The organism is Empedobacter sp. EJD.6dd, assembly GCF_057369435.1.
In genome coordinates this window covers 2,451,427-2,469,165 of sequence record NZ_CM170667.1, presented here as the reverse complement: position 1 = coordinate 2,469,165, position 17,739 = coordinate 2,451,427, and the positions used below count along the sequence as shown (strand labels likewise).

Below are 17,739 nucleotides of genomic sequence, written 5' to 3'. Positions count from 1 at the left end.
CCTTAAATAATTTTTCAATTCATGAATAATAAATATTTTCAGAAAACCATTGTTCGATGGTCAGATTTAGATGCTAATCGTCATTTAGCAAATGCTTCTTATATGAATTTTACGAGTTTTGCGCGTATCGCATTTTTAAGAGATTATGGTATTTCGATGAATGATTTGGCTGTTTATGGAATTGGACCTGCTATTTTACACGAACAATTTTCTTTTTTCAAAGAAGCTATGGAAGGTGAAGAAATATATATTTCTGTAGAAATTGGTGGAATGTCAGAAGATGGAATGATTTATCAATTTATACACAATTTATATAATCAAGATGGTGTACATCTTTGCCATTCTGAATTGACAGGTGTTTGGTTTTCTATGTCGAAAAGAAAAATGCAAGCGCCACCTACTGAAATGGTAGAAAATATTAGAAAATCATTTGAAGGACAGACAATCAAAGTAATGTCAAAACAAGACATTATCAATTTACCTTTTCGTTCAGAAAATATAGATCCTTCATTATTCAATCAAAAATAAAATCATGTTAGAAGATAAAAACGTTTCAAAAACAAGTTTAGCCGAAATTGGTGAATTTGGTTTAATTAATCAAATCAAAGAAGGTTTCCCAATCAAATTAGAAAGTTCTATCAAAGGAATTGGAGATGACGCTGCGGTTCTTGATTACAAAAAGGACAAAATTGTTGTTTCTACAGATATGCTGGTAGAAGGCGTTAATTTTAGTTGGTCGTATATGCCTTTGCGTCATTTGGGATATAAAGCTGTTGTAACAGCGATTAGCGATATTTTAGCGATGAATGCTATTCCAAAACAGATCTTAGTTTCGATGGCAATTTCTAATCGTTTTACGATAGAAGCTGTTGACGAAATTTACAACGGAATGAAATATGCTTGCGATAAATACAACATCGATATTGTTGGTGGTGACACAACTTCTTCTGTTAGTGGTCTTGTACTAAGTATGACAGCAATTGGCTCGGCTCCAGAAAAAGATTTGGCGTATAGAAATGGTGCTAAAGAGAATGATTTGGTTGTTCTTTCTGGAGATTTAGGTGCTTCTTTTCTTGGTTCACAAGTATTAGAACGTGAAGCTCAAGTATCGAAAGTAAACCCTAACAATCAGCCTGATTTTGAAAACTATTCATATTTAATTGAACGTCAATTAAAACCAGAAGCTCGTTTAGATATTATCAATCTTTTGAAAGAGTTGAAAGTTAAACCTACTTCTATGATTGATATTTCGGACGGATTATCTTCTGAAATTATTCATATCTCAAAAGAAAGTGGTGTTGGAATTAATATATACGAAGAAAAAATCCCGTTAGATTCTGTTGTTATTCGCACAGCCGAAGAATTCAAAATCAATCCAATTACATGTGCTTTAAGCGGTGGAGAAGATTATGAATTATTGTTTACAATTGATCAAAAAGATTTTGAGAAAATAAAAGGAAATCCACATTTAACGGTGATTGGTCACGTAACTGGTAAAAACGAAGAAAACTATTTGATTACTCGCGGAAGCGAACAAATGGTTCCTTTAACTGCACAAGGTTGGGGAGTTGAAACGGAAGAAGAATAAGCTAATTTGAAAGTGTGTTGATTTTCTAAAATTAAGCTTCTCATCAAAATATAATATCAAAAGCATTCAAGCAATTGGATGCTTTTTTAGTTGAAATAAGTTGTATTTTAGATTATTAGTAAAATTATGTCTAAAAAATCAATAAATAACACCTTATTCACAACAGGAATTGGTTTAATATCTTTATCACTCATAATGGTTATTTATGCTATGAGTATGTTTACAGCAAGAGGTAATTTCAGTAAACTTTCTATGGAAATTTCTGAAATCTGTCTCATATTTTGGTTTCCAACTTTACTTATTGGTATCATTATTTTTATAGTTGCCGCTATATTAAAAAATAAAAAAAGCTCGAACTAATAGTTCGAGCTTTTATATTGTTAGCGTTTTCGCTGTCGAATTATCAATTAAGATAATGGTTCAACTGAAACGTAAGATCTATCGTTACGTTTTTTAGTGAAAACAACTTTTCCGTCAACTAAAGCGAATAATGTGTGATCTTTACCGATTCCTACATTATCACCAGGATGATGTTGAGTACCTCTTTGACGAACAATAATGTTACCAGCGATTGCTGCTTGTCCACCAAAAATTTTAACACCTAAACGTTTCGAATGTGATTCACGACCATTTTTCGAACTTCCGACCCCTTTCTTATGTGCCATTTCGTTTTGTTTTTAAGAGTTAATAATTAATCTCTGCTCAATCTTAACCGATTGAAGCAATTTCAATTTTAGTGAATTGTTGACGGTGTCCGTTAGACTTTTGGTAACCTTTTCTTCTTTTCTTTTTGAAAACGATTACTTTGTCTCCTTTCACGTGTTCAACGATTTTAGCTACTACTGTAACTCCGTCTATAACTGGGGCGCCGACAGTGATTGCTCCGTTATCTGTTAATAAAACACGATCAAATTTTACTTCTTCTCCTGCTTCACCAGCTAAACGGTTTACAAACAATTGTTGGTCTTTTTCAACTTTGTATTGAAGCCCTGCTATCTCTACAATTGCGTACATAAATTAATGTTTATAAATGAAAATTGAGTGCAAAGATAATCAAAATTTTGAATTTAAAAACTTGAATTCATTGAAATTTAATTAGAAAGATCATCAAATTATGATATATCTTCTATTTGGATTAATTAAAAATAAATATCTTTGCAATGTAGAATTCATCGTTAGAATGGTAGAAATGGTTGAAAATTATTCTTTAAAAGATTTAAAAATTGGAGAACAAGCAGTTGTAACTGGGTTTAGTACCGAAGATATTCCTGCTAAGTTTTATGAAATGGGTTTTATTCCAGGCACAAGTTTATTGGTCAAAAATAAAGCTCCTTTTGGTGGTCCTATTTGTATCAGTATTGTCTCAAATAAATCTGTTTTAGCGCTAAGAAGAAACGAAGCCGATAAAATTTTGATAACAAAAAAATAATGAATCACTATAAAATTGCCTTAATTGGTAACCCTAATGTTGGTAAAACTTCATTATTTAATAAACTTACTAATCTTCGTCAAAAAGTAGGTAATTATCCTGGTGTAACGGTAGAAAAACGTGAAGGAAAAATAGAACGAAATGGAAATAAATTCCAAATTACAGATTTTCCTGGAACCTATACAATTTATCCAAGTTCGCTGGACGAAGAAATCGTTTTCAAAACTTTAGGAGACAAAAGCAACCAGCATTATCCTGATTTGGCTGTTGTAGTTGGTGAGCCATCTAATCTAAAACGATCAATTTTATTGTACCAACAAGTTCGAGATTTAGAAGTTCCTGCGATTTTTGTCATCAATATGAAAGATGAAATCAAAAGCAAGGGATTAAATATTGATTTGAAAAAGTTAGAAGATTTTCTTCAAACAAAAATATACTTAACAAACGCGCGTACAAGCGAAGGAATTGATGAATTGGTAGAGGCTTTCACTAAAAAAGCAACTATTTATACAAATCATTTCGAAATTCCAAAAGAACACTTTTCTATTGTAGAAAAAGTGAAGAACGAGTTCCAATTAAATTCTGATTATGAAGCTTGGCAATATCTTTCGCAGAAAGAGATTCCATTTCTTACAGAAGAAAATCTGGATAAACTTGATGCAATCAAGAAAGAAAGCTCTATTGTATCGAAAAGATTACAAGTTAAAGAAGCTTTAGATCGAAATAAAATTTTAGATGACAAGTTAAATACTATCATTTCTTATAATTTCGAAGGAAATGAAACTTTAACAGACAAGATTGATAAAACATTAATTCATCCAGTTTTTGGTTACGTTATATTTTTAGGAATCTTGATGGTTATTTTTCAAGCCGTTTACGCTTGGTCAGCTCCGTTAATGACGATGGTAGAAGACTTATTTGGATGGTTAGACGAAAAAGTAATTAGTTTATTACCAGAAGGTCCTATCAACGAAATTATTGGAGGCGCAATAATTCCAGGTATAGAAGGAATTGCTGTCTTTGTTCCGCAAATTGCTATTTTGTTTTTATTCATTTCGATAATGGAAGAAACAGGCTATATGAGTCGTGTCGTTTATTTGATGGACAGATGGTTAAAACCTTTTGGTTTGAGTGGAAAAAGTGTTGTTCCGCTTATTTCTGGTGCTGCTTGTGCTGTTCCTGCAATTATGTCTGCTCGTAATATCGAAAATGATAAAGAACGATTATTAACGATTCTGGTCACGCCTTTTATGACATGTTCGGCTCGTTTACCTATTTACATCGTTCTAATTGCATTAGTCATTCCAGACGAAAAAATATTTGGTTTAAGTTACCAAGCCTTAACCTTATTTGTAATGTACATTTTAGGTGTTGTGGGCGCATTGGGAAGCGCTGTATTATTAAATTTGATTATCAAAGCAAAACATAAAAGTTACCTTATTTTAGAAATGCCGACATACAAACTTCCAGATTGGAAGAATGTTGGAATTAATGTTTGGGAAAAAACATTAGGTTTCTTAATTGATGCGGGTAAAATAATATTTGCAATTTCAATTATTCTTTGGGTTTTAGGAACATTTGGACCTGGAGAACAATTCAAAAATGCAGAAGAAATTGTAACTGCTCATCACCCAAAAATGAATGAAGAAGATTTAGCAAATGAAATTGCTTCTTACAAATTAGAACATTCATATTTAGGTAAATTAGGATCAGTTATAGAGCCAGTTGTAGAACCATTAGGCTATGATTGGAAGATGGGAATTGGTTTAATTTCGTCATTCGCAGCTCGTGAAGTTTTTGTCGGAACAATGTCAACCGTTTATAGTCTAGGCGAAGTTGATGTTGAAGACGATGGACAAAAAGATCGTTTACTTCATCGTATGCAAGCAGAGGTGAACCAAAATACAGGAAAACCTGCATATAATCTTGCAACAGGAGTTTCGTTATTATTATTCTACGCTTTTGCAATGCAATGTATGAGTACAATTGCAATTGTAAAACGTGAAACAAACTCTTGGAAATGGACCTTAATTCAAACAGGATTTATGACTGGTTTGGCATACATTGTTGCATTTGTTGCATATCATATTTTAAAATAAAATTATGGACAATATCTGGATACAATATATTTTTATCGCTTTCCTTTTTGGATTTGCAGTTTGGTATGTTGTCAAATTAATAAAAAACTCTTTTAGCTCAAAAGAAGGAGGTTGCTCGAAAGGATGCGGCTGTTCTCCAAGCAAAGATGAATTTCAAAAAAAGGCTAACTCATAAAGTTAGCTTTTTTATTTCAAAATTTCGGAGTATTTTTACAATAATAATAATCAATCTATTTTTATTATTTATTGATTATTAATTAGTTTAACTTTATTTATTCGGAATAAAAATTTTTGAAAAATGGAAAATTGGATAATTATTTCTTTAGTCGTTTTAGCTTTAATCATTTTAGGATTAATTATTTACTTTGTAATTAAAATTAAAAAACCTGAAATCACTAAAGAATCTTCTTCTATCATTGATGATGTAGAATTTAAACCAGAAAATAAAGAAATAACTTCTGAAACGATTATTGAAACGAAGTCAATCGAAAAGCCTGATTTCAATTTATTACAAGAAGAAATCATTCAAGAAGAAAGAATAATCAGTAATATCAGTATTTCATCAAAAACTGAAAATGATTTGCTTCGAAAGCTTGAACTATTTGAGAAAAATAAAGGTTTCATCAAAAAAGATATCAATCTTGCATCCTTATCCAAACAATTTGAAACCAACACAAAATATCTTTCAGAAATCATCAAAATACACCGACAAAAATCGTTTAATTTGTATTTAAATGAATTAAGAATAAATTATATTGTAAATCGTTTAAAAAACGAACCAAAATACATCAATACAAAAGTAAGTTATTTAGCGAGCGATTGTGGATTTACTTCTCATAGTACTTTTACGACTATTTTTACTCAAATTATGAACGAATCTCCTTCTATTTTTGTAAAAAGAATAAAAGAAGAACAAAAAAAATCTTAATTCTTATTTTATAAAATTTATTTAATTATAATTCAATTGAATAAATGATATTCATATGATCTAATTCATCAACAATACAGAAAGAGCTATATAAAATAATTTCATGATTAAGATTCATATTTTTTTATTCTTGATTAAGATTCTATCTTTAATATAAGATTTTATCTTATGCGAAAAATAGAACCCGAAATACTTGCACAAAAAATTAAAGATGGCGATCGTTTTGCTTTATCAAGAGCTATTACACTTGCAGAAAGCAATCGTTTGGACGATTTGAATTTAGCACATCAAATTATTAGTTTACTGCCAACTTCTAACACATCTAAAAGAATCGCTATAACTGGCATTCCTGGTGTTGGAAAAAGTACTTTTATCGAATCTCTAGGAAAACACATCATTCAACAAGGTGAAAAAGTCGCTATTCTTGCTATCGATCCAAGCAGTTCATTATCTAAAGGAAGCATTTTAGGGGACAAAACTCGTATGGAAGACTTATCCCGTGAAGAGAATGCATACATTCGTCCAAGCGCATCTAATGGTTCTTTAGGTGGAATAACCTCTCGTACATACGAAGCAATTTTATTGTGTGAAGCTGCAGGTTTTGAAAATATATTAATCGAAACCGTTGGTGTAGGACAATCAGAAACATTAGTAAACGAAATTTCAGACCTTTTTCTATTTCTTCAACTTCCTGGTTCTGGAGATGATTTACAAGGCATAAAGCGTGGAATAATGGAAATGGCAGATTTAATCTTTGTCAATAAATCAGATTCATTTCAAGAAAAGCTAGTAAAAGATGCTAAACTAGATATCGTACGTTCGTTGCAATTCTTACCAACGAAAGCTTCGCAATGGAAAAGAAAATCGATTATAGGTTCTGGATTAATAGGAAAAGGTGTACCAGAATTATGGGAATTAGTACATGATTATTTCAATTTTATCAATCAAAATGATTACTATCAATCAAACCGAGAGAATCAACAATTGAAGCAAGCAGAGCGCTACACAATCGATTTAATCAATCAACAATATTTAAAAGCACTGAAAACTGAACCAATTGAATTAAATAAAAATATTTCAGCTTTTGAAATGGCTAAAAAATGGTTGAATACTCACACTATAGGAATTGATATAAAATAAAAAAAGACAATCATTTTGATTGTCTTTTTTGCTCCTCCTCTTGGGCTCGAACCAAGGACCCTCTGATTAACAGTCAGATGCTCTAACCAACTGAGCTAAGGAGGAGTATCGTTAGCGATATTGTGTTGCAAATATAGAGCAAATTTTATTACTTCCAAATCTTAAAACATATTTTTTTTACTCTGAAAGTCGCTTAAACAAACAACTCTTTGAAAATGAATTAGAAATAATTCAAAAAAAATATAATTTTTTTTATTCTTTTCTTATTTGTAATGATAAAATATCCCTTGTTGGGTTGCTGTCCATAAAGGAGCTTCTTTATTTGCTGCTTTCAAGGCGTTCGCCGCCCAAGTATTACACGTAAAAAACAAACTATAACTTCCTTTGGCTTCGTAAAAAGAATCTTTATCGCTATAAACAGCATCAGTTTTGATGAGTTCAACCTTTGAATTCTGATTCAAATCGAACGAATTTTTAATGTAAACAATCAATTTTTGATATTCTTCTATACTCAAATCAACTCTTTTACAATCTTCATCTATCGTCATATTATCATAAAAAGTAGTATGCATAGCAGAGTCTCCTAACCAAAAAGCAGCATTAAAAGCAGTTGAAAATTTTAAATCTTTCCATTCTGGCGTATCCAAATAAAAGCCTTTATCTCCCCAACCAAATGCAATATATTTATATTCTTTTTTGGATTTTGTGTCAGAAAAAGGAATAAAAGTAGACCAATCTATTACTTCTGATTTTACTGGAACTACAATATCTGTATGTACTCCATTTGTCAAAATATAAGCTGTTATTTTATCGTTTGGTTTCTGTTTTTCTTTGTTCACAGCAATTAATGGTAATAAAACCACCGCAAGTAAATAAACAATAATAAGCAACACTAAAGAGCCTAATGTTTTTAGTAGAATTCGTAAGAATTTTTTCATAGTATAAAGTTGAATAACGAATATAAAAAAATCCGTTCAAATAGTTGAACGGATTTTTTATATATAATTTAGGTATATTTACCTGAAACCGATTATATATGAAATATTTATTATTAATATTGATTTCAATTACAACATTTGGGCAAGAAAAATTTAAAGTTGAGTATGAAGTTAGAAATTTTGTGACTATTTCTAATACCACTCCAGAGAAAGCTAAAAAATTAGAAGAAGCTTATTCTAAACCTAAATATTATGAATTATTTGTTGATCAAGATAAATGCTTATCGAAAGAAATTCAACGAATAGATAATTCTCAAGGAAGCGGATTGGCTATATTGGTTGTTGAGGGAGATATTGTCGACAAACAAACATATTTGGATTTTAATTCTAATCAAAAAATAATTGAAAAAAGTGTCGATGGAAAAGCATATTTAATTAATGATGTAATTAAAAAAAATGATTGGAAAATTACAAAAGACACGAAAACAATTAATGGTTATGAAGTTAGAAAAGCTACTCTTAATGAAGATCCATACTTTGTAGAAGCTTGGTTTGCAAAAGATATTAAAACTAAATGTGGTCCTAATAAATACAATAATTTACCAGGACTAATTTTAGAAGTAAAATCTACATTTGTTGATAAACCAACAACTTATACTACCATTAAATTGGAGTTTATTAAACAGGATAATAAAATATCGTTTCAAAAACCAAATAAAGGAATACAGATGAATGATGCAGAGTTTAAAGATTTCACTACTGATTATTATAAAAAAATAGACGAAAAATTTAAGGAACGTCAAGCTCAAGGTGTAGAAAAATAAAAAAAACCTCGCAATTTCACGAGGTTTTTTATTAATTTGATTCGTTGTAAAGTGTATTATGATCTTTATCCAAGAAGTTAAATTGTAAGTATTTGTACGCATCTCTTGGCACAATCTTAATCCACTTTTTATGCTTAAAAAACCATTTCATCTGAATGCTTGGTAATCCATGTTGCAAATAAGCAGCTACGAAAGGATGCACGTGAAGTGACATTTTTCGTAAATCCTTATCTTTTCTATCAAGGATATTCAAGAGCACTTGTTCAATTTTATCAATTGTAACGATAGGTGCTTCTACTTCATTCGATTCTTGGTTCGGATTTTCTTCAGTCGTTATAAAATTCACCTCTGGGCGAACGCGTTGTCTTGTGATCTGAATCAATCCAAATTTACTTGGTGGCAAAATCTTATGTTTTGCTTTTTCTTTCGACATTTCAGCTCTCAGATGCTCAAACAATTCTTTCTTATGTTCTGCATCAGTCATGTCAATAAAATCGACCACAACAATTCCTCCCATATCGCGTAAGCGTAATTGACGTGCAATTTCAGAAGCAGCAATTTTGTTTACGGCAAAAGCTGAATCTTCCTGATTTTTAGAGTTACGAGAAATATTTCCCGAATTCACATCGATTACGTGTAACGCTTCTGTATGTTCAATCACAAGATATGCACCTTTAGATTGTGGAATAGTTACCGTTTTACCAAAAGCTTGCTTAATTTGTCTTTCGACATTAAACTTTTCAAAAATTGGAACAAATGGATCTTCATATTCTTTCACCAAATTTACTTTATCTGGTGCTATGACTTCCAAATACTCGCGCATTTCGTCAGCTAATTCAGCGTCATCAACAGATATTTTAACAAAATCGTCGTTAAAATTATCTCTCAAGATAGAAGATGCTCTGTCCATTTCACTAAGAATTTTAGATGGAGCTTTCTTCTTCTGAAGATTTTTGAAAACTTGTGTCCATTTGTTTAACAAATAAGCCAAGTCTGCTTGTAATTCTTCAGCATTTTTATCTTCAGCAACTGTTCTGATGATCACTCCGAAGCCTTCGGGTGTTAAACCTTCTAAAATTTTGATTAAACGATCGCGTTCTGGTTTTTGTTTGATTTTTTGAGAAATCGAAACGCGTTCCGAAAATGGAACTAAAACTAAATAACGACCTGCAATTGAAATTTCAGAAGTAATTCTTGGTCCTTTCGTATGAATTGGCTCTTTTGTAATTTGAACCAAAACGGAATCACCAGGTGCAAAGATTTCTGTAATAAGACCATCTTTATCAATTGGTTTTTCCATACGGAAGTTCTTCAATTTTTCGGTTTTGTACGTTCCATTTGCTACAATCTTGTTGTATGCATTTGATGAACGTACTTGTGGACCTAAGTCATGATAATGTAAAAATGCATCTTTCGAATAACCAATGTCAACAAAGGTTGCATTTAAACTGGGAGCTAATTTTTTGATTTTACCCAAGTAAATGTCGCCAACTGCAAAGCCATCATTTGCAGTATCTTGATGAAATTCCATCAAGCGACCTTCATCTAAAACTGCGATGCGTACTTGATCAGCTAAGGCTGAAATCACTAATTCTTTACTCATCAAAAAATTATGTTTTTAAAAATGATAAAAGCACTTTCCAAAATTTCCATTGAAAAGTGCTATCTTGTAAAAAGACTAAAATTATTAATAGCGAACTATTAATTATTTTTTCTTTTTGTGTCTGTTAAGACGACGACGTTTTTTGCGTTTGTGCGTCGCTACCTTATGTCTTTTACGTTTTTTTCCGCTTGGCATGATACAATTATTTTATTGTTATTTGATTACGTTTGCTTCGCTAGTCTTTACATCTTCGATGAAAGTCTTAGCTGGTTTAAATGTAGGAACGTTATGAGCTGGAATAATGATAGAAGTACCTTTTGTAATGTTTCTACCTGTTTTCTCTGCTCTAGTTTTAATAGTAAAAGATCCAAATCCTCTTAAGTATACATTTTCTCCTTCTACTAATGATTTAATCACCTCCTCCATAAACGATTCTACCACTCTTTGAGTATCGCTCTTTTCAAGTCCTAATTTACTTGAAATGTTATTTACTATTTCTGCCTTTGTCATAATTCCTCTTATTATTCTTAAATTTGAAAGCGGGTGCAAATATAACGATTGTATCTCAACAAAAAAACATTTTAATAGTTTTTATGAACTTCAACTATCTGATTTTGTCATATTTTGACGAAAATAAACGAGATTTACCTTGGCGTCATACAAAAGACCCATTTCGTATTTGGTTGTCAGAAATCATTCTCCAACAAACAAGGGTTGACCAAGGTATGAAATTTTACAATAATTTCATACAAGAATTTGATACAATTTTTGATTTAGCGAATGCTGATGAACAAAAAGTCTTAAAACTCTGGCAGGGACTAGGTTATTATTCACGTGCCAGAAATTTACATCATACATCCAAAGTTATTTCAGAGGAATTGGAAGGGAATTTTCCATCTAATTTTAAGGAGTTGAAAAAGCTAAAAGGAGTTGGAGATTATACAGCAGCAGCGATTGCATCTATTGTTTATAATGAGGCTGTGCCAGCTGTTGATGGAAATATGTTTCGTGTGTTTGCACGATATTTTAATATTGATGACGATATAAGCTCTCCAAAAACTAAGAAAATATTTTGGGATTTAGGTTTAGAGATTATAGATAAGAGTCGTCCAGGTGATTTTAATCAAGCAGTAATGGATTTAGGTGCGACAATTTGCACCCCAAAACAACCTAAATGCGAGATTTGCCCGTTAAATGAATCGTGTGAAGCACTAGGATTAAAGAAAGTAAACGATCTTCCAGTTAAATTGAAAAAAACAAAAGTTACGAATCGTTTTTTGCATTTTATTCTTATTGAAAATGAAGAAAATATAGCTTTATCTAAACGTACCGGGAATGATGTTTGGAAAAACTTGTTTACGTTTCCAAAAATAGAAACCGATACGGACTTGTTGGATAAAGGCTGGGTTTTAGAGCAAAATCTTGAAAAAAATCTTTCTTTTATTGATGAAGAAAAACACATTTTGTCGCATCAAAATTTATTTATAAAATATTGGAAATTAAATGTATCTTTAAGTGAAATAACAAAATTGAAAGCTGAAAATAATTTTGAAATGATTTCGTTAAATGATATCGAAGATTATCCGCTTCCAAAACCAATAGAAAAATTTATAAATAAACATTATTTGGATTAACTTTGTACAATACAAGCCACTAAAAACCTAAAACTATGAATGGAACAACGAATAAAGTACTTTTGATCGGGAACTTGGGCGACGACGTAAAATTGCATCATTTTGATGAACAAAATTGTATTGGACGATTTCCTATTGCAACTACAGAATCGTATATTTCGAGAACAGGAGAACGAATTACAGAAACAGAATGGCACAATATTGTGACACGCAATAAATTAGCTGAACTGTGTGATCGTTACTTAAAAAAAGGAGATAAAGTTTTTGTTGAAGGACGAATTAAAACACGTAAATGGGACGATAACGGACAAACGCGTTATACAACCGAAATTGTTGCGAATTCAATCGAGTTTTTGACGCCTAAAATTGATAATGAACAGCGTCAAGCAATGCAAAATGATCAAAATAAAGTTCAACAAATTCAGCAAAATACAGCAATTGTAGAACCGCCTTTTATAGATGAAGGAGAAGATGATTTGCCTTTTTAGAAATTAATAAATTAAATGAATTTTAAAAAATCTAACGTTTTACGTTATACCATGAATTTTAAAACTATAATAGCATTATGTAGTAGTGCTATTTTTTTTGTGTCGTGTAGCAAAGGTGAGGATGTAGCGAAACCATTGGGACAAGTTCGTTTAGAGTATCCTAAGCAAACTTATGTTCCTTTCAAAGAAAATGTACCTTATACATTTCAACATTCAAACTTTGGAAAAATCGTTGTAGGTAAAAAGCCAAACTCTTTTAACATTGTTTATCCGAGAATGAAAGCGACAATTTACCTGACATATTTTCCAGTTCAGTCACCACAAGATTTAGTTATTCAAATCAAAGAAAGTGAAAGTTTTGTGCAAGAACAAACGGTTAAAGCCAGTTTTATTTCACCACAAGAATTTTCTTTTCCAGAAAAAAAGGTTTTTGGTACTATGTATGAATTAGGAGGAGAGTCAGCAATTAATATTCAATTCCATGCGACAGATAGTGTTAAGAATTTTTTGGCAGGTTCGGTTTATTTTAAAACCCAACCAAAGCCAGATTCATTAGCCCCAGCGGTAGATTACATCAAAAAAGATGTAAAAAAATTGTTAGAAACCTTAGAATGGAAAAAATAAAACGTGTTGGTAAATAAAAACAATTAATTTTGTAGTCATTTAAAAATTAGAACATAATCAAATATAAAATAATATGTTAATACAGATAGCTACCTTAATGCTTAGTTTGATGCTTTTAGTAATGTTGCACGAACTTGGACATTATGTTACAGCAAGATGGTTTGGCGTTCGTGTAGAACGTTTCTTTTGTTTTTTCGATGTGAAATTTGCAATTTGGAAAAAGAAAATTGGTGATACGGTTTATGGTATTGGTTGGTTACCGCTTGGAGGTTACGTAAAACTTTCGGGAATGATAGACGAAAGTATGGATTTGGAACAAATGAAACAAGAACCAAAACCTTACGAATTTCGTGTAAAACCAGCTTGGCAAAGATTAATTATTATGTTAGGTGGTATCATTGTGAATATCATTTTAGCAATGATTATTTATACGGCACTTTTCATTTCTCAAGGAAAAAGCTTTGTTGATGTAAATAAAATGCAATATGGAGTAGAAGCTAATGCAACACAAACAAAATTTGGTTTACAAAAAGGAGATATTCCAGTTGGCGTAAATGGTGTTAAATATCAGGCTTTAAACGAAATTGGAAAAGAAGCTTTATTAGGTGGAGAAAAACTGGATGTAAAACGCCAAGGAAAAGAAGTTTCTTTACCAATTACAGAAGATTTCAGAACTGAAATTTTAAATGCGAAAGGTGCTTTCTTTGTACCTCAAATGCCAGCAGTTGTTGATTCTGTTGTTGAGAATAGTGCAGCACAAAAAGCAGGTTTATTAAAAGACGATAAAGTAATTGCTGTTGATGGTTTTACAACACCATTGTATTCAGATGTAAAAAATAAATTGAAAGAATACAAAGGAAAAACAGTTTCTTTAAGTATTGAAAGAAAAGGTGAGCCAGTAGAATTGATGGTGAATGTTGGAAAAGATGGTACAATCGGCTTTACTAATTCTACAGCATATTTAGATTCATTAATATCAAAAGAAGACTATACGGTTGGTGAAGGTATTGCAAAAGGAATCGTAGAACCATTCGAATCTATTGCAACGCAAGTTCGTGGAATTGGTACTTTATTTCAAGTAAAAGATGGTCGTAAACAAGTTGCAGGACCAATTGGAATGGTAAAACAAATGCCAAAAGAATGGAACTGGTTATTTTTCTGGTCTTTTACAGCGATGATTTCTGCTTGGTTAGCATTTATTAATTTATTACCAATACCAGGTTTAGACGGAGGACATGCTGTTTTTGCTATCTATGAAATGATCACAGGAAAAAAACCAAGTGAAAAAGTTTTAGAAAAAGCACAAATGGTTGGTGTTGTAATTATCTTAGGCTTAATGGTATTCATCTTCGGGAACGATATTGTGAATATGATTTTTAAATAAAATTTAAAATATTTTTTGTGGGTGTAAAAAATACTTCTATATTTGCACCCACAATTAAGCAACATTCCTCCTTAGCTCAGTTGGTTAGAGCATCTGACTGTTAATCAGAGGGTCCTTGGTTCGAGCCCAAGAGGAGGAGCTTTTTTAGTGAAAAAGTCAAACAAAGACTTAAAAATAAAAATTTAAAATATCGGATTTTCCTCCTTAGCTCAGTTGGTTAGAGCATCTGACTGTTAATCAGAGGGTCCTTGGTTCGAGCCCAAGAGGAGGAGCAAAAAAAAGACAATCAAAATGATTGTCTTTTTTTATTTTACAAATATTTAACACTTCATCACACAACCTTTTCATTCTTTTTGACATCTTACTAATAGAATAACAAAAAAATCAATTTAGTATGAAACTTAGAAAAGTATTTAGCGTTTTAGCATTATTAATGGTTATGGTAACATTTGCACAAAAGAATAATAAATTAGATTATTCTATGTATCCAAAAGCAAAAGATGGATATGAACAGAAAATTATCACTTTAAAACCTCAAGCCAATGAAGAGAACTATTTAGTTGAAATATTTGCTGGTAAAAAAACAAAGGTTGATTCTTGTAACCGCTTTTTCTTAGCAGGAGCTTTTGATCAAAAAACTGTTGATGGTTGGGGTTATGATTATTTTAATTTCGAAACTGATGGAAATATAGCAGGAACTTTGATGGGGTGTTTGAACAATAAATCGGTAGAAAAAATAGTACACGCTCAATCTTTACAAACACGTTACAATAGCAAATTACCAATTGTAGTTTATATTCCGAAAGGTTACACTTTGGAATATAGAATTTGGAAAGCAGATGAAAATCTTAACATCGTTAAGTAATATTTATAGTTGTTAATTGAAAAAGCTCGAGAAATTTTCGAGCTTTTATATTTTAATGAAAAATCAATTGTGTAATCGTATAAATAACCAAACCTACAAGTCCACCAACAAGTGTTCCATTGATTCGAATAAATTGTAAATCTTTTCCGACTTCCAATTCTAATTTTTCGCTCAGCTCTTTTCCTTCCCACTTATCAACGGTATTACTAATTAAGCTTTCTACTTCTTTTACATTTCGCAAAATCATACGGTAAATAAAATGACGCACCCAACCATTAATTTTATCAATTAGTTCTTGATTCTCGTTTAAATTTTCTGTCAATTTTTTGATATTTTTCTTAATGTAAACTTGCATAGCAGAATTTTCATCATCAAAACTTTCGGTTAGATTTTGTTTTATCGCCAACCATAAATCTGATGCATAATCATTTAAACGTTCTTTCGTTATAAAATCATCGCGAAGCGATTCTAGTTTCAATTTCCAATCAGGTGATTCTTTTATATTCTGAATATTTTCTCTTATTATTTTTTCTATATTATGACGAATTGGATGCTCTTTATCTTCTTCAACCTCATCCAAAAAACTAACCACACCTTCCACTACTCCTTTCGAGATTTTTTTACCAGCAAAAAATGAAATAACAGGATGTTTTTCGTTTAACTTATCTTTGATAATCAAATCACTTTCTAAGATATATTCTTTTGCCTTTGGAATAATTGCTTCTAAAATTTCGTCGTGTTTTTCTTTCTCTAAAATATATTCTAAACTTGATGAAACTAATTCTGGCAAATCAAATTGTTTTAAAATTTCATCTCCTTTCAAAGTAAAAAAATCAACAACATCTTTATCATCTAAATCTTTTACAATCTTCTTCGAGAAATTAATTAATTCTTCTTGCAACATTTCTTGATTAGTTTGTTTATTCAGCCAATCTGCTGCATATTTCACTACTTCTAATTTCTCGATATAAGGACGAATTGTTGATGGAGTCAAAAAATTATCAGTTACAAATTGACCCAAATTATCTCCAATAGCATTTTTACTATTTTCAATTAGATTTGTATGCGGAATTTTAAGTCCCAATGGATATTTGAACAAAGCAGTTACAGCAAACCAATCTGCCAACGCACCAACCATTGCAGCCTCAGCAAATGCTTCTACATATCCAATCCATGTCGCAGATGAATGTTGAGCCAAATAAACCATCAAAAAATAAACAATCGCCATCAGAATAAATAATCCGGTTGCTATGGCTTTATGTTTTTTTAGATTTTGTATTTTCTGAAGTTCGGTCATATAAGTATTTTGAAAATTTGAAGCAAAAATTTAGCCAATCAAAAAAGCGGAGAATTCCCCGCTTCTTATTTTATGTTTTTAACTTATTTACTTTCTTGAAAAACTAATAAAGCCACATTTGCACTCGACAATAAACGCTGACTATGATTGATGGTAAATAATCGTTCGAAAGACGATAATTCGCGGTGTACAACACCCAAAACATCAATATTATTTTTCGAACAATAATTAATTAATCCACCTTCTACATCTTTATTTGGTTCGATTGTAATGATTGCTTCAGGATATTCTTCTTCCCATTCTTTCTTTACGCTCAACATTTCGGGAGTGATTGATTTATCATCGACATGGACGATATTCAATAATCTGTCATAACGTTTTGTTACCTCTTCCATTTGTGACAAAGCTTTCGATTCTTTTTGGTTGAATAAAGTCGCATAAGCGAAATTTCGTTCTTCCTTAAATTTTACTTTATTTGGAACAACTAAGACAGGAACAGGCGAATTATTGATTACGTTAACGGTATTAGAACCAAAAAACTTTTTTCCTAAGCTATTTTGTCCGTTAGTTCCCATTACAACATATTGTATATTTTCTTTGTTGATAATATCTAAAAGTGACAATAGCAAATCTCCAACAATCAAAGAACTTTCTAATTTCACATGTTCAAGGTTGTTCTCTTTTGCAATATTTTTTAGTTTATTGATGTAATTCTCGAAGTTTTCTTCCGTAACATCTAAATAATTTTTAAGATTAGACTGTACAGAAACTAATTTGATATCAGTTTTAAGAACTTTCGCTAAATTTAAAGCATACAAAAAAGCATTGTTTGCCGTTTCCGAAAAGTCTGTTGGGAATAATATTTTAGCCATAATTAATTCGTTAAGAGTTTATATTG

19 protein-coding genes and 3 tRNA genes are annotated in these 17,739 nt (G+C 31.1%); 14 read left to right on the top strand and 8 right to left on the bottom strand.

The window, feature by feature from the left end:
* Positions 1-21: 21 nt before the first annotated feature.
* Both AC2I98_RS11680 and thiL read left to right on the top strand, forming a co-directional pair.
* A complete protein-coding gene (locus AC2I98_RS11680) occupies positions 22-528 on the top strand; it encodes an acyl-CoA thioesterase (RefSeq protein ID WP_486411848.1) in 507 nt (168 codons plus the stop codon).
* Positions 529-532: 4 nt separating this feature from the next.
* Positions 533-1,588, top strand: coding sequence for a thiamine-phosphate kinase (thiL, locus tag AC2I98_RS11675; RefSeq protein ID WP_486411847.1), 1,056 nt, complete (start codon positions 533-535; stop codon positions 1,586-1,588).
* A gap of 407 nt (positions 1,589-1,995) precedes the next feature.
* Here thiL and rpmA read toward each other — a convergent pair whose 3' ends face one another.
* Both rpmA and rplU read right to left on the bottom strand, forming a co-directional pair.
* On the bottom strand, positions 1,996-2,253 hold the full coding sequence (gene rpmA / locus AC2I98_RS11670; protein ID WP_150431414.1) for a 50S ribosomal protein L27: 258 nt from the start codon (positions 2,251-2,253) through the stop codon (positions 1,996-1,998).
* A gap of 43 nt (positions 2,254-2,296) precedes the next feature.
* Positions 2,297-2,602, bottom strand: coding sequence for a 50S ribosomal protein L21 (gene rplU / locus AC2I98_RS11665; RefSeq protein WP_171623477.1), 306 nt, complete (start codon positions 2,600-2,602; stop codon positions 2,297-2,299).
* 100 nt (positions 2,603-2,702) lie between these two features.
* On the opposite strand from rplU, the gene AC2I98_RS11660 reads away from it, so the two are divergent.
* The 4 genes from AC2I98_RS11660 to meaB all read left to right on the top strand — a co-directional run bounded on the left by AC2I98_RS11660 (position 2,703) and on the right by meaB (position 7,184).
* On the top strand, positions 2,703-3,017 hold the full coding sequence (locus AC2I98_RS11660) for a FeoA family protein (protein ID WP_486411846.1): 315 nt from the start codon (positions 2,703-2,705) through the stop codon (positions 3,015-3,017).
* Positions 3,017-5,116 carry a ferrous iron transport protein B gene (gene feoB, locus AC2I98_RS11655; protein ID WP_486411845.1) on the top strand — a complete coding sequence of 700 codons (2,100 nt, stop codon included), beginning with the start codon at positions 3,017-3,019 and terminating at the stop codon, positions 5,114-5,116. Before AC2I98_RS11660 ends, feoB begins: the two co-directional genes overlap by 1 nt.
* Before the next feature lie 298 nt (positions 5,117-5,414).
* Positions 5,415-6,044: a helix-turn-helix domain-containing protein gene (locus AC2I98_RS11650; RefSeq protein ID WP_486411844.1), complete on the top strand. Its 630-nt coding sequence runs from the start codon at positions 5,415-5,417 to the stop codon at positions 6,042-6,044.
* Between the two features lie 168 nt (positions 6,045-6,212).
* Complete coding sequence (gene meaB / locus AC2I98_RS11645) at positions 6,213-7,184, top strand: methylmalonyl Co-A mutase-associated GTPase MeaB (protein ID WP_486411843.1); 972 nt, start codon at positions 6,213-6,215, stop codon at positions 7,182-7,184.
* A 31-nt stretch (positions 7,185-7,215) separates the two neighbouring features.
* Here meaB and AC2I98_RS11640 read toward each other — a convergent pair.
* Both AC2I98_RS11640 and AC2I98_RS11635 read right to left on the bottom strand, forming a co-directional pair.
* Positions 7,216-7,289 (bottom strand) — tRNA-Asn (locus tag AC2I98_RS11640).
* Between the two features lie 158 nt (positions 7,290-7,447).
* A complete protein-coding gene (locus AC2I98_RS11635) occupies positions 7,448-8,122 on the bottom strand; it encodes a TIGR02117 family protein (protein ID WP_486411842.1) in 675 nt (224 codons plus the stop codon).
* Positions 8,123-8,220: 98 nt separating this feature from the next.
* Between AC2I98_RS11635 and AC2I98_RS11630 the strand changes: the two genes are divergently transcribed.
* Positions 8,221-8,946 carry a GLPGLI family protein gene (locus tag AC2I98_RS11630; protein WP_486411841.1) on the top strand — a complete coding sequence of 242 codons (726 nt, stop codon included), beginning with the start codon at positions 8,221-8,223 and terminating at the stop codon, positions 8,944-8,946.
* 31 nt (positions 8,947-8,977) lie between these two features.
* Here AC2I98_RS11630 and AC2I98_RS11625 read toward each other — a convergent pair whose 3' ends face one another.
* The gene (locus AC2I98_RS11625) at positions 8,978-10,549 is read right to left on the bottom strand and encodes an Rne/Rng family ribonuclease (protein WP_486411840.1); all 1,572 of its coding nucleotides are present in this window, start codon (positions 10,547-10,549) and stop codon (positions 8,978-8,980) included.
* A 213-nt stretch (positions 10,550-10,762) separates the two neighbouring features.
* A complete protein-coding gene (locus AC2I98_RS11620; RefSeq protein ID WP_092909071.1) occupies positions 10,763-11,059 on the bottom strand; it encodes an HU family DNA-binding protein in 297 nt (98 codons plus the stop codon).
* 104 nt (positions 11,060-11,163) lie between these two features.
* Between AC2I98_RS11620 and mutY the strand changes: the two genes are divergently transcribed.
* The 7 genes from mutY (at position 11,164) to AC2I98_RS11585 (ending at position 15,544) form a co-directional block, all read left to right on the top strand.
* Entirely contained in the window at positions 11,164-12,183 is a 1,020-nt protein-coding gene (gene mutY, locus AC2I98_RS11615) for an A/G-specific adenine glycosylase (RefSeq protein ID WP_486411839.1), read from the top strand.
* A 35-nt stretch (positions 12,184-12,218) separates the two neighbouring features.
* Positions 12,219-12,671, top strand: a complete 453-nt coding sequence (locus AC2I98_RS11610) for a single-stranded DNA-binding protein (protein ID WP_486411838.1) — start codon at positions 12,219-12,221, stop codon at positions 12,669-12,671.
* Positions 12,672-12,686: 15 nt separating this feature from the next.
* On the top strand, positions 12,687-13,295 hold the full coding sequence (gene gldD, locus AC2I98_RS11605; protein ID WP_486411837.1) for a gliding motility lipoprotein GldD: 609 nt from the start codon (positions 12,687-12,689) through the stop codon (positions 13,293-13,295).
* Between the two features lie 73 nt (positions 13,296-13,368).
* Positions 13,369-14,679, top strand: coding sequence for an RIP metalloprotease RseP (gene rseP, locus AC2I98_RS11600; RefSeq protein ID WP_486411836.1), 1,311 nt, complete (start codon positions 13,369-13,371; stop codon positions 14,677-14,679).
* 65 nt (positions 14,680-14,744) lie between these two features.
* A tRNA-Asn gene (locus tag AC2I98_RS11595) sits at positions 14,745-14,818 on the top strand.
* A 59-nt stretch (positions 14,819-14,877) separates the two neighbouring features.
* Positions 14,878-14,951: transfer RNA gene (locus AC2I98_RS11590), tRNA-Asn, on the top strand.
* A gap of 122 nt (positions 14,952-15,073) precedes the next feature.
* Positions 15,074-15,544: an ecotin family protein gene (locus AC2I98_RS11585; protein WP_486411835.1), complete on the top strand. Its 471-nt coding sequence runs from the start codon at positions 15,074-15,076 to the stop codon at positions 15,542-15,544.
* 52 nt (positions 15,545-15,596) lie between these two features.
* Here AC2I98_RS11585 and AC2I98_RS11580 read toward each other — a convergent pair whose 3' ends face one another.
* Both AC2I98_RS11580 and AC2I98_RS11575 read right to left on the bottom strand, forming a co-directional pair.
* On the bottom strand, positions 15,597-16,841 hold the full coding sequence (locus AC2I98_RS11580) for a DUF445 domain-containing protein (protein ID WP_486411834.1): 1,245 nt from the start codon (positions 16,839-16,841) through the stop codon (positions 15,597-15,599).
* An 83-nt stretch (positions 16,842-16,924) separates the two neighbouring features.
* On the bottom strand, positions 16,925-17,713 hold the full coding sequence (locus tag AC2I98_RS11575; protein ID WP_486411833.1) for a universal stress protein: 789 nt from the start codon (positions 17,711-17,713) through the stop codon (positions 16,925-16,927).
* Positions 17,714-17,739 lie beyond the last annotated feature (26 nt).